We start from the raw sequence: 12,897 nt of genomic DNA on the forward strand, positions 1-12,897 counted from the left end.
TTTATCCTCCACGCCCATTCTTCATACGAATTGCCTGATCGCGTTGTTGTATTGCTTCTTTCAATTGTTGAAGTTTTTTGTTCAATTTTCTCGTTAATTTTATACACATGATCCCAATGATCGGAAAAAAGAGAAGAAGCCCAAACCATAGAATGCTCAACAGCTGCATGATAACGCCGACCATATCGCTCTTCCACCATACCAAATTTGCGACAAAGAAAGCAGATTGCAAAACAGTAAAGAAGATAAAGATAAAAAAGATTATTTTACATTCTTTTGAAGAAAGAGGCAGAAATTCTTTGAAGTTAAGAAAGCGCATTGTCGCATCAAGGGTCTTATGGGCGAGATTGTGTCTTTTCATTTCTCCCAGATCATTGCACAATTGTTGTATGGCTTGCTTTTTTTGCGTTGTACTCTTTTTCAAGTCTTGAGAGAGTTTAAAAGATAACCTGATATGTTTGATCAACCGGTAAGGAAGCCGGATCATAACCATAAACATTACAATGGCAATGATGGTGAACCCTAAAAAAGCCAAAAATTTTATAACAATAGTCACGTGTTTCCCCTATCGCATTGATGTGAAATCATCATTTTTATTCTCTTCTCAAGCAACCATTTCTAATTTCTTTATTGTTTTTTTCACGCCATAATGAAGGAGACTATGGAAGATTAAAATGACAGGTAAAGCGACAACAATACACGCACAAAACCAAAACAGCAGCTGCATGCCAAAAACGCCAACCTTAAACAATAGAGGCATATAATTGTGTAAAAAAATCACAGATTTTGGAAAAAAAGCAAAAAAAGCGAGCAAAACTGCGAAAACCACAATCACAATGAAAGCTAGAAAAAAGATGATATAATAATCTTTTCTTGAAAGTTCCAAAGATTCTTGAAAAGAAAGGGGGCTGAACTTTATTGCACAAACTGTATTTTGTCCTATGCTGACTTTCTGATTATGCCCCAAATTCTGTAATGCACCCTTTTTTAATTTCCGCCGCATCCCACACAACAATATTGTCCGTTTTATCAAAGAATAATAAAGTACCAAGATTGTCATCAGAGTAGAAAAAAGTATCATGATCTCCCCGAGAAACATGACAGTACTCCACCATACTGTGGTCAAAATTACAAAAGTACTTATAAAAGAAGCAGCCACTTGTTTCCCTATTGTGTTTTGTTGAGAGATTGGTTGTCTAGCTGTTGCTGCTCTGGCAATGTATCCCACAGCTTCATCATTTCCTTCACCTCCCGTTTAGAGATAGCGTTAAAGACAAAAAAGAGTGGAAAGAACACCACAAGAACACCAAAAATCATTTGCGGCAAGAGACATAAAAAAGCCCAAACACTATTCCATCCCGCGTCACGCAAAAACACGATTGCAGGATTATTTTCAAAAGGCTGTTTCAAGATCTCCTTAATCATTTTTCGAAGATCTCCTTGTTCCATTTGTCCCAGTGCTTGAAACTGTTCTTTGGATATAACGTGAAAAAACTCCAAAGGATTCATATAGACAGTCGCGGCAAAAAGCACCAACAAGAGGATAGCCAAACACAAAATGATGACGTAATCTTTTCTTGAGAGAGCCGTCCATTTTTTGAAAACCGCACACTGATTTAACACGGGCTGTGACGCAAAAGCCGTATTTCCCTTATGGGCAGATTGGTGTTGTGATTTATCTTCGATCATACGGATATTTTCTCACTTCTAACATGCCCACTCACTCTTTGAGAACATGCAACCAGCAAAACCGGTTTATCTAGCACTCTTTTCACCATGAAACACGCGCTATAAGCCCCTTTAAGTCTATTTTTAAAATTTCTCATACGTGACAACATACAATCCCTAAACCTTACAAGCACAAATGCCATTGTATCCTCTTATCTATTACCCACACTTCAAAAGACAATGTTTCACAAAACTCAACAAGCAAAAATATTCAATCTAAGAAATATCTGATGTGTAAAGTTTACAAACAATACGCTGATTTATAACAATTTATTGTTTTTCATATTAAATGAGAACCCTAAATACCGTAGGATTGTCTTATTCCAAACCTATTCCATATTAAATCAACCCAAACCATGTCTCTTGTGCGTTACAAGCAGAAAGAGCCATATAGAGTAAAACATTAAGAAAGGATGATAAATGCCTCTAAGGAAGCGCCTCAAATGCCAAGGGCTGTCTCAACAATGAGAGCTGGCAAAATGTGTGATGCTATAGACTTTCTTCTTTACAAGCGTAAAAATGGAAGTGTGCAATAGATTTTATATTATTCAAACTTTATATGGATTTCATTGGGGACTTTATCGTTATACCCTTCATGAGCACCCTTGCAAAATGGGCAAAAGAGAGCCCTAAGACATGGCTCTTTAAAAAGCAACACAAAACAAAGTCAAACAAGCAATCGATTATCCAGTATAAAAAACGTGCGACAAACAACCTTAATCCTCATTTGAAAGCTTCTTAATCAAAAAGGCTTCATTTTAAAAATTCTTCATTAAAGATGAAATATCTCACAGCCCCTACATTTGTATAGCCCCTACATTCATCAAGGCATCTCTTATAAAAGCATCTTTTTATAAAGGCATTTTCTTCTTATAAAAACAGCCTCTTTCGATAATGCATTCCGTCCTTTAAACGACATCCCCTCGTCTTATGATGAGATCCATTAAAACGGAAAATTTTATACTCTATAAAGGATACTTATAAAGGATACACCAAACAAAATAGCGAGATCATTCACAGTTTATTTTAAGTCGATAAACGATATTTTATTTGAAAATATAGGGCATCTTATGCTATTATAATAGAATGCGGAGGTTTGCTTTTTGCCGCTCTCTGCCACTCAACAGAAGACACTATATCTCCTATAAAGGATAAAAGTATGCTTAACAGCGTGATGTATATCAAATATCTTGGGAAAGCGCCCAACAACAAAAAAATAAGAGAACCCAAATAAAAAGCTTCCAACTTAAGAAAACAATGACCTTTCAAAAGTGGAATTGAAAAATTTCCACAAAGCGCTCGTGAAAAAAGAGACAAATAATCCCATTAAAAAAAACTTCCTATTAGAAAGACGATGACATGCCCTTGAAATCCATTGTTATTTTTTCATTCACATTTGACAAAAATTTTCCTTCAATCTCTCAAGAACAGTTAAGAAATATTTAAAAAGCAAATAATCCGCTAGCAATAAAAAAATAAGCATGACAGGGGCGGAAGATAAGACTGATAGGGATAAGATAAAAAAGGTAAGAAACCACCTTAAAGATGATTTTTTCGCCCCACACCGTTGCTTTTCTTTGCATTTAAAACGCCTTTAGTATCGTTTGTTTTTTGATCTGCAACGGCTGATATTTCCCGGTATTTGCTCACTCCCCCAGTATTTTCCCCCTTTTAAGTATTTTCCCCCTTTTAAGTATTTGCTCCCCCCAATATTTGCGCCAAGTGCTTTTTACATCACTGTCCCCCATCAACAGACAGTTTCTTTTTCATTCAAATGGTTAAGTTCATGAAAATACGTAAAAAACGCGGTAGATCGAAAATAACAGGAAAGCGAGAGCCCAATAGCTGTATTTCACGTGCCCAAAATTCCAGCGAATCTGCGCTTCAATCTGCGATTGAAATGCGTGCAAAACACTTTGGTTTAAGCCTCGAAGAAGCGAAAAATCCGCTTGTCGGAACCTATATTGGGCGTCTTTGTTTGCTTGGCTATAAAGAGGCTTCATCAGGCATCAGTAAAGAGCAATATGACACGGCGCAACAATACTTGCAAATTAGAAACGACTATTTATGTGCAAAAGGTTTACCAAACGGTTATTATGATGGTTTTACGCACAGCGCATCAGATGAGAAAGCAAAAAAGCAATGGGTCCAAAGAGCAACGGAACACTATGAAGCTATGCAAGAAGCGATTAAAGAAGCACAATATCTACATCGTCAACACAACTTTCATGCGGCATTACACTATCTTGTTATAGAAGATCAACCGCTGCCTAATCTTGTTGGTTCGTTGCGTATTATTCTTGATGCCCTTTATAAACATTTTGACAGTTCTACCCAAAAGAGCCTTGGCTAAAACACCCATCATTTCCTCCCCCTCACAGGATAAAGATTCTCCCCCTCCTTTTATAACATGCCTCTTTATAACCAACCAGCGCCTTTATAAAGGCCCCCTTTGGCAGGGTGCACTTGAGATCCACTGAACTTGCCCTTTCATAGAATTAACAAGCTTAAAGCGCATAACAAACAAGCTTAAAAATATCCACCACGCCCTTTAAAAAAATACTTCAACCTGTCAAAGAAACTTAACCTTATATCTACCCATGCCTCACTTAACCATGCCTCAAAGGACAATAATTCACGGCATATTCACGGCATGGGCAGGATAAATATTTGCCCCTCTTTAAAACAGCAACATTCTCCCCTCTACCCCCATTGTAACAAACCACCCTCATCATAAACTTCGCCCAATATCGCGACATCCTTAGCTTTTAAGACAATTCATTATCGTCATTTTACGTCTTTTCTTGTACAATTCTATATGGCTTTCCTGATCTTATGACGGACAAAAGCTATGGCTTTTATTTCAGCATAATCTGGGTTTCTCATTCAAGATAAATAACGATAAAATATCCACTATAAATCAATAGCTTATCATTAAAACAACCCGTTGATTTTTTGACACAATTAAAAGCATCATCCCTTAAACGAAAGAAAAAGCCCCTACCAACAATCTCCTCCCTCATCAACAACTGCACCGATAACCCTCCACACCTATCACACCACCACTAATACGACAGCCAGCACAGCCCCAATCACCCCCACAAATCGCCAACACCTAAAGCTTTGCCCCGCAACACCTTCCAACCACCGCCTTCCCAATTCCATCAATAAAATACCACGGATTTCAAAACCACAATTCTCCCTTCATCTTGTCCCCGCCTTTCTCAAAGGAGAAAATGTTTTTTGCCACATCAAAAACTTTTCCATTAAAACAATATATTTTGCTGCATAGCCAATGAATGAGCTTTTTTCTGTAGATTTTTTCCCGCGATAAAGGAGGAAAAATAATCGTTTTGCGGTTGACAGAATATGAAAAATCGTATTTAATGATGGGTGCGGCAAGGGGTTTTCTGCGTCCAGATTTCATCATAAAATTTTCGCATTATCATAGACTATTATAAGTTATTATAAACTGTTATAAAACAGTGTGTTTCGCGACAATGTTTAAAACTTTACGGTTTGAAGGTATCTTTCGTCCTTTTCTGACTGTTTTCTTTTGCATTACACAATTTGCATCACCAACAACTCTATAATTTTGAGATTTTCAAAACAAGTGGTATTCAATAAGGGCTCTCAATAGAACGCCCTAATAATCCCCCCATAAAATACCAATATCATACATCACAGCAATGATGAGCAATACACGCATAAAAATATGAAAACAGCATTATTATGCTCTCATCGCCTCACCTTTCAAGATGCAAAGGCTTGTTTTTCAAAACATTGTTTAGCCAGAATTGAAGAAGATAATATCACTTATCGATCATCAACATAGAGGCTAAGATTATGAAGCCACAAGATTCTCCCCCACCACATTCCTCACAAACCCCAGAAGGTGCAAGTGCACCTGAAGGGGCGCATGCAAATGCATCATTAGACACTCTTACTGCACATTTAGAACGGCTTAACATTGAAAAAATAAAAAACACCCCTTTTAATCGTGCGGAATTAAAAGATATTATTGCCGGTTTAGAAAAGCATAATGCCGATGGCAGTTGGATCAAAAATTATTATGATATTTTAGATCTGTACATGATGCCAGCCTTGGTCGATCAAGCAAATCGTAAATATCCAGAGATGAATCTCAAACTTACAAGCCCTCCTGACGGCTTTGCCCTTGCACTCAAAGAAACGCTCGAAAAGGGCATAAAATCTTCTAGGCTGATCGTTAACGCACAGGATAGGGGAATTCATTTTGCGGTTGTCGATCATCAAACCATTGATAATAAAACATCTTTGATCTTTTTTGAACCGACCTTACTGCGTGACACGCTTCCCGCATTACTTGCATTAAGAACGCGACAATCCATTGAACATCACCAATTTCCGAATATTCATTTTGCCATGGTAGAAATGGATATTCAACGAAGCTCCTCTGAATGTGGGATGTTCAGCTTAAGCCTTGCCAAAAAGCTTTATCTCGAAGCTCAAAAATTAGAAAGACTACACAAAGATAATATTAAGGGTGTGTTATGTGAACCAGACACGCCTTTACCTGCTGAAAAATTAGATCCATATCTTCCAGCTCGTTTATACAAACACGTGCAAGGAAGAAGACGTCTTGGGGAATATCTAAAAGCCAATCCAGAAGCAGCACAGGAGAAAGTAAACAAAAAAGGCGAAACTCTAACCGAAAGATTTGAGAGAAGCTTGGTAGCAACAGAGACAAAAACTGTTTCTGTTTCACAACACAGAAAAAGAGCCACAGAATACAAATCTCTAATGATGTAATAAGCGTTTTGGCCATAGCCATATTCCACATCCACAAAGAATGAAGCTCTGCGGCTTTACGGTAAGATATAAGTTGCTGTTAGCAAATCTTCTTTTAAGGTAAAGATGCAAACAGTAAGCAACGTGACCTCTTAAAAGACAAAAAGATACCTTACCTTTGACTCTGAAAAGCAGGGGATTTTTTCTTTCGTAACAAAATTTTTTAAAATAAAGATGATTTCATCTCTTTGTTTTTTTAGATAAAAATCTTTCCTGCAAACATTGTTTAGCCAGAATTGAAGAAGATAATATCACCTATCGATTATCAATATGGAGGCTAATAGTATGAAGCCACAAGATTCTTCCCTCCCTCATTCCTCACAAACACCAGAAGGAGCAGGTGCAAATGCATCGTTAGACACTCTTACTGCACATTTAGAACAACCCAGTAGCGAAAAAGGCAAAAATATCCCATTCAATCGTGAAGAATTAAAAAGTATCATTGCCCGTTTAGAGGATGATATCTCAACTGGTCGTTGGTTCACAGCTGATTATGCAAGTACAGACCTTAAACTAATGCCAGCCTTGGTCGATCAGGCAAATCGTAAATATCCCGACATGCGTCTTCAATTGGCAGCGTCATCTCACGACTTTGCCCTTGCACTCAAAGAAGCCATCGAAAACGGCGTTCAATCTTCTAGATTTATTATTCACACAAAGGACAGGGGAATCCATTTTTCAGTGATTGATCATCAAACCATCGATGACAAAACCTCCGTGATATTTTTTGAACCTACAACACTCAACAATATGAAACCAGCAGTGCTGGCATTAAGAACACAATTGGCTCTTAAAGCGCATGAGTTGCCCAATTGTTCTTTTGCCATGGTAGAAATGGATATTCAGCGAAGCTCTTCTGAATGTGGAATGTTCAGCTTAGCGCTCGCTAAAAAGCTTCATACCGAATCTCAAAAATTAGAAAGACTGCATAAGGATAATGTTAAGGGTGTATTATGTGAACCAGATACACCTCTATCTCCTGAAAAGTTAGATACATATCTTCCAACCTCTTTTTACAAACACGTGCAAGGAAGAAGACGTCTTGGGGAATATCTAAAAGCCAATCCAGAAGCAGCACAGGAGAAAGTAAACAAAAAAGGCGAAACTCTAACCGAAAGATTTGAGAGAAGCTTGGTAGCAACAGAGACAAAAACTGTTTCTGTTTCACAACACAGAAAAAGAGCCACAGAATACAAATCTCTAATGATGTAATAAGCGTTTTGGCCATAGCCATATTCCACATCCACAAAGAATGAAGCTCTGCGGCTTTACGGTAAGATATAAGTTGCTGTTAGCAAATCTTCTTTTAAGGTAAAGATGCAAACAGTAAGCAACGTGACCTCTTAAAAGACAAAAAGATACCTTACCTTTGACTCTGAAAAGCAGGGGATTTTTTCTTTCGTAACAAAATTTTTTAAAATAAAGATGATTTCATCTCTTTGTTTTTTTTAGATAAAAATCTTTCCTGCAAACATTGTTTAGCCAAAATTGAAGAAATAATATCATTTATCAATCATCAATATAGAGGCTAAGATTATGAAGCCACAAGATTCTTCCCTCCCTCATTCCTCACAAACACCAGAAGGAGCAGGTGCAAATGAATCTTTAGAAGACCTTATTGCACGTTTGATGCAAAGTTCCATCCAAACAGAAGAAGAACATGTTGCACCGAGTTCTGACGAATTAAAAGATATTATTACAGGCTTAGAAGATGATCTTGTCACCGGCCGTTGGATTAACGCTTATTATGAAAACACAGATATTAGATTGATGCCGGCTCTCGTAGAAAAAGCAAACAGCAAATATCCAGAAATGAATCTCAAATTGGCTCTTACAGCAGAAGAGTTTTCGCACGCCCTAAAAGAAGTCGTTGAGAGCGACGCAAAATCTGCCCGATTTATAGTAAATTCGGGAAGCAAAATCCACTTTGCCGTCCTTGATTATCAAAAAGTTGATGAGAAAATCTCTTTGATTATGCTTGAACCTACAACATTTCAGAATATCACAGCTTGCAAACTAGGGATAAAAATAAATCAAACCCTTCAATGTCTTCAACTGCCTCCTTATTCTTTTACCACGGCAGAAATGGATATTCAGCGAAGCTCTTCTGAATGCGGGATGTTCAGCTTAAGCCTTGCCAAAAAGCTTCATCTTGAATCTGATAAATTAGCAAGATTGCACAAAGATAATGTTAAGGGTGTATTATGTGAACCCAACTCATCTTTATCTGCTGAAAAGTTAGATTCCTATCTTCCAACCACTTTTTATAAACATGCGCAAGGAAGAAGACGTCTAGAACAATATTTAAAAGTCCATCCGGAAGCTGAACATGAAACAGTCAACAAAAAAGGCGAAACCCTGAGAGAGAGATTTGAAAAAAACTTAAGAGAAACAGAGGGAAAAACTGTTTCCGTTTCCTCCCACCAAAAAAGGCTCACTGAATACAAATCTTTAACGATGTAAGTGAGGCTTTTTCCATATTCCTATTCATCAAAGAACGAAGAGAGGCTACTTTACGGCTAAGATTTCTCTAAGCAAACCAGCTTTTGCGCTCATAAAACAAAAATAGCCAACAACTTTCCTCTTAAAGAAAAAGCACCATTGTCCTATAAAAACCAGCCCCTCTTAAAATTGTATCAAAATTCCACAGCTCTTGTTAGCCCAAAGCTCTGTGTAACAATGAGACTCTTTGGATAAGCAAAACGTTTGATACATAAAATATTTAATGCTTTCGTCTTCAGTAAAAGCATATGTCTTGTTTTTCTGAGAGTATCCACTTCGTATCTCAAACACCCCCACATCAATGCCATACGACCAAACAACCGCAATAGACCACACTTATCGTGCATCAACCCAACAGCTTCCCGCACCCCAAGAAGGCTCCATCAAAAACACCAGGACAAGCTCTTAAAATCTACAACCTCTCTTAACGGAAAACACCAGCCCAACTATTTACCCCTCTTTGCCAACTATTTACCCCACTTGCCAACCATTATCCCTCTTGACCAACCATTATCCCTCTTTGCCAACCATTACCCCACTTGGCCGACTATGATCCCTCTTGGCCAACCATTCCCCCATTTCCTAAGATGTCATAACCAACCTTTTGATTTCATAAAAGTTTCACATCTCTTCTGTTTTTGAAGCGTGAAAAAATTCATTTTTAATCTGTCAACCAGCCTCACGTTAACGTGAGGCTTTATTTTATGGAGAAGCAAATGAGAAAAATATCTAAAGCAGGGCTTGCGCTCATTAAACAATGGGAAGGATTGCGTTTACAAGCCTATAAAGATTCCATCGGGGTGTGGACAATCGGCTATGGCCATACCACCACGGCTGGCCAACCGTTCGTTCACAAGGGCATGATCATTACTGAAAAACAAGCAGAAGAAATTCTTTCTCAAGATTTAAGACAATTTGAGAATACCGTTGAAAAACATGTGACGGTTTCTTTAACGGATGAACAATTCGCCGCGCTCGTATCGTTTTGCTATAATATAGGAACATCGGCTTTTTGTAATTCGACCCTGCTCAAAAAACTCAATAATGGCGAATATGAAGCCGTCCCTTCTGAGTTACAAAAGTGGACTAAAGCAGGAGGAAAACGTCTTCACGGTTTAGTGCACCGTCGTGCAGCAGAATCGGGATTATGGGCAAAAGGGGCTTATGTTTCTCCCAACTACCAAACTGTAGAAACGCAAGCTCCAATGGGATTTTTCAAAGCAGAAGCGCTTACACCGATTATTGGTTCTTTTTCTGGACTTGGAGGCTTATTGGCAGGCAATGGTCCCATCCAATGGGCATTAGCAACCATTATGGTTTTAGCCGCCTGCGTTGGCATTTTCTTTGTGGCAAAACGGTTTCGGGAGCAGCGCTTATGATGTGGTGGTTGAAAAAAAATCTGATGATAACAGGAGCGGCTCTGACCGCTTTTTTTATCGCTTTAGCAAAAGCTTTCACTCTTGGAAAGAAGGTTGAACAACAAAAGCAAATAGAAAAAACGCTAAAGTCATCAACAACACGGCTAGAGGTGGAAAATGAAATTAATCAAAAAAGTGATGCTGATGTACGGGCTTCTCTTACTCACTGGTTGCGCGATAAAAACAATCAATGAGCATTTTTCTTGCGTTGGTTGGATGCCCATTTATTTAGACAACAAAGATCTCAATATCATCAGTTCAAATCTCGCAAGAGATATTTTAAAGCATAACAAACAAGGGGAACACATGTGTGGGTGGAAACATGGCTAGAAAAAAAACGGAAAAACAAACAGAGCTTACAGAAAAGGAAAAAGAAGTCCTACAAGAAATCATCACAACGTATAAAAGTGTAAAAATGATGTCACGCTATACGAAATGGATTATATTCATCATTTTCTTATTAGCACTTGATTTTTCACGGATCGTAGATGTGCTGGGAAGTATTTTTACACAAAAATCGAATATTCAGCTCTAAAATAAATAAAAAACGTGAGACGTGTTAAATCTTTTAAATATAAAAAGCCATTCGTTATTTTTTGAAAACATGGAGATTTTATTGATGATTTTTCATGTCTCACGAGAAATTTTTATACACTCTTCACAAACACTTTCATGAAATGAATTTAGGGGTATGAAGAGAGATTTTTAACCAACGCGTAAGTCAGCAACTTTGGTAACATAAGAAAAGGATCATACCAACATACATTTTTTTAATAAACTATTGATATCCAAATGATTTTATACTCTTCATAAATAGCATTGCCAAGAATTTGTATTAAAAGACATTTCTTTTAAAGAAGTGCATAAACAAGCAATGTAATGGTAGCCTTACATAAAGCCTCTCATCTTTACGTTGAATAAAAAAGCAAGCCGGCTCCTCTCACCTTCCCAATGCCCTGCCTCTCAATGCCCTGCCTCCCAATTTCCACCCTCCCAATTCCCTGCCTTCCAATTCCCTGCCTCCCAATTTCCACCCTCCCAATTCCCTGCCTCCCAATTCCCTGCCTCCCAATTCCCTGCCTCCCAATACCCTGCCTCCCAATACCCTGCCTCCCAATTTCCACCCTCTCAATGCCCTGCCTCCCAATTTCCACCCTCCCAATTCCCTTATGTTCTATGCATAAAGGTCAAGTTGAAGAGAATATATGGAAAATCCTTGGCTCGAAAATATGAAAAGAAGGCATGAGGCTACAACAGAATTTCGCGTGCCTTTATCATCAGAAGCATTAAAAATTCTAACACAAGCACGTCTACTGTCTTGTCATGATTTTTTTCGGCTAACTGTCATGGTCCCCTTAGTTCAAAAATGGCTCCCCACTCAAGAATTTTCTGTCACAATATAGGCAACAAACAGAACTTGAGTATAACAATATGGGTTTGGCTCCAGTTTAGGTGATGAGCTTACCGAAAAAAAGATGAGAGCAAGGCGAAAAATTAGCTTTTATCTTTAAGCTTCTCAAATGGAGCAGTCTCCCCATTTCAGAGATCAACGAAACAGAGAGATGCTTATTCTCCTATGCAAAAGCTTGAAATACCAGCATCTTATTCATAAAAAACAAACCAGCCCCATCATGCTCTTTTCAACTCTGTCTTTCCAACGCTCAATAGGTACTAACTCTTAACTACTGACTCTTCTTAACTACTGACTTTTAATGATTGCGTTGGTTCATAAAAACCGTAGTGACCTCTCACCTTATGAAGCACAAACCCAGGATTTTTTAACGATGCATGCATAAACCTGAAATGAAAAAACAGAACTGTATTAGGAATAAATAATTATAAATCAAATAGTTATATTTTTATTAGCACAATATTTTCAAAGGAAACCACGATCCCCGCACAATAGAAACATTTCATAAAAACAAGAGAAAAAGCTATGGATTAAGAGTGAAATTCATTCACAATAACGGTAGATCAACCAGAGGAGAATAGAACAATCCTATAAGATAAAGAAACTATCATAAAAGGAAAAACTGTATGAAACGTGAAAAAGCATAAAAAAACGGGCACAGAAGACCCGTTTCTTTATTACGTCTAGGAATAAGAGCTTAGAAATCCATTCCACCCATTCCGCCAGCAGGCATCGGAGGCATTGGTGTATCTTTCTTTGGAACTTCAGCAACCATTGCTTCTGTTGTGATCAGAAGGCTCGCAATTGAAGCCGCATTCTGAAGAGCAGAACGCAAAAACTTTCACGGGATCAACAATTCTTGAAAGCAATCAAATCACCAAATTCACCGATTGGAAAACATGAAAAAGCATAAAAAAACGGGCACAGAAGGCCCGTTTCTTTATTACGTCTAGGAATAAGAGCTTAGAAATCCATTCCACCCATTCCGCCAGCAGGCATCGGAGGCAT

13 protein-coding genes and 1 pseudogene are annotated in these 12,897 nt (G+C 38.0%); 9 read left to right on the plus strand and 5 right to left on the minus strand.

Annotated elements, in window-relative coordinates; genetic code table 11:
• Position 1: 1 nt before the first annotated feature.
• From ACFINI_RS06840 to ACFINI_RS06850, 3 genes are read right to left on the minus strand one after another with little or no spacing between them, the layout of a single operon-like run.
• The gene (locus ACFINI_RS06840; protein ID WP_375647103.1) at positions 2 to 556 is read right to left on the minus strand and encodes a hypothetical protein; all 555 of its coding nucleotides are present in this window, start codon (positions 554 to 556) and stop codon (positions 2 to 4) included.
• Between the two features lie 48 nt (positions 557 to 604).
• Positions 605 to 1,159, minus strand: coding sequence for a hypothetical protein (locus tag ACFINI_RS06845; protein WP_375630092.1), 555 nt, complete (start codon positions 1,157 to 1,159; stop codon positions 605 to 607).
• 8 nt (positions 1,160 to 1,167) lie between these two features.
• Positions 1,168 to 1,689: a hypothetical protein gene (locus ACFINI_RS06850; RefSeq protein WP_375613261.1), complete on the minus strand. Its 522-nt coding sequence runs from the start codon at positions 1,687 to 1,689 to the stop codon at positions 1,168 to 1,170.
• Between the two features lie 1,825 nt (positions 1,690 to 3,514).
• On the opposite strand from ACFINI_RS06850, the gene ACFINI_RS06855 reads away from it, so the two are divergent.
• From ACFINI_RS06855 to ACFINI_RS06890, 8 genes are all read left to right on the plus strand, one after another.
• Positions 3,515 to 4,081 carry a hypothetical protein gene (locus ACFINI_RS06855; RefSeq protein WP_375613260.1) on the plus strand — a complete coding sequence of 189 codons (567 nt, stop codon included), beginning with the start codon at positions 3,515 to 3,517 and terminating at the stop codon, positions 4,079 to 4,081.
• 1,493 nt (positions 4,082 to 5,574) lie between these two features.
• Positions 5,575 to 6,519 (plus strand): YopJ/AvrA family T3SS effector serine/threonine acetyltransferase, encoded by a 945-nt coding sequence (locus ACFINI_RS06860; RefSeq protein WP_375610230.1) that lies wholly within the window; start codon positions 5,575 to 5,577, stop codon positions 6,517 to 6,519.
• A 324-nt stretch (positions 6,520 to 6,843) separates the two neighbouring features.
• Entirely contained in the window at positions 6,844 to 7,770 is a 927-nt protein-coding gene (locus ACFINI_RS06865) for a YopJ/AvrA family T3SS effector serine/threonine acetyltransferase (protein WP_375647107.1), read from the plus strand.
• A gap of 324 nt (positions 7,771 to 8,094) precedes the next feature.
• The gene (locus ACFINI_RS06870) at positions 8,095 to 9,021 is read left to right on the plus strand and encodes a YopJ/AvrA family T3SS effector serine/threonine acetyltransferase (RefSeq protein WP_375621578.1); all 927 of its coding nucleotides are present in this window, start codon (positions 8,095 to 8,097) and stop codon (positions 9,019 to 9,021) included.
• Positions 9,022 to 9,776: 755 nt separating this feature from the next.
• Positions 9,777 to 10,439 (plus strand): lysozyme, encoded by a 663-nt coding sequence (locus tag ACFINI_RS06875; RefSeq protein ID WP_375647111.1) that lies wholly within the window; start codon positions 9,777 to 9,779, stop codon positions 10,437 to 10,439.
• On the plus strand, positions 10,436 to 10,672 hold the full coding sequence (locus ACFINI_RS06880) for a hypothetical protein (protein ID WP_375606489.1): 237 nt from the start codon (positions 10,436 to 10,438) through the stop codon (positions 10,670 to 10,672). The genes ACFINI_RS06875 and ACFINI_RS06880 overlap by 4 nt, the downstream gene beginning before the upstream one ends.
• The gene (locus tag ACFINI_RS06885; protein ID WP_375647115.1) at positions 10,596 to 10,808 is read left to right on the plus strand and encodes a hypothetical protein; all 213 of its coding nucleotides are present in this window, start codon (positions 10,596 to 10,598) and stop codon (positions 10,806 to 10,808) included. The genes ACFINI_RS06880 and ACFINI_RS06885 overlap by 77 nt, the downstream gene beginning before the upstream one ends.
• Complete coding sequence (locus ACFINI_RS06890) at positions 10,801 to 11,013, plus strand: hypothetical protein (RefSeq protein WP_375610233.1); 213 nt, start codon at positions 10,801 to 10,803, stop codon at positions 11,011 to 11,013. Before ACFINI_RS06885 ends, ACFINI_RS06890 begins: the two co-directional genes overlap by 8 nt.
• A 405-nt stretch (positions 11,014 to 11,418) precedes the next feature.
• Here the strand turns inward: ACFINI_RS06890 and ACFINI_RS06895 are convergent, their stop codons facing one another.
• A complete protein-coding gene (locus ACFINI_RS06895; protein WP_375647165.1) occupies positions 11,419 to 11,640 on the minus strand; it encodes a hypothetical protein in 222 nt (73 codons plus the stop codon).
• A 2-nt stretch (positions 11,641 to 11,642) separates the two neighbouring features.
• Between ACFINI_RS06895 and ACFINI_RS06900 the strand changes: the two are divergent.
• Positions 11,643 to 11,812: pseudogene (locus ACFINI_RS06900) on the plus strand (integrase); the annotation flags it as partial.
• A 774-nt stretch (positions 11,813 to 12,586) separates the two neighbouring features.
• Here ACFINI_RS06900 and ACFINI_RS06905 read toward each other — a convergent pair.
• On the minus strand, positions 12,587 to 12,724 hold the full coding sequence (locus tag ACFINI_RS06905) for a hypothetical protein (protein ID WP_375611699.1): 138 nt from the start codon (positions 12,722 to 12,724) through the stop codon (positions 12,587 to 12,589).
• Positions 12,725 to 12,897: the final 173 nt, after the last annotated feature.

The organism is Bartonella sp. AA56HLJMS, assembly GCF_042197145.1.
In the GTDB taxonomy this organism is placed as follows: Bacteria; Pseudomonadota; Alphaproteobacteria; order Rhizobiales; family Rhizobiaceae; genus Bartonella.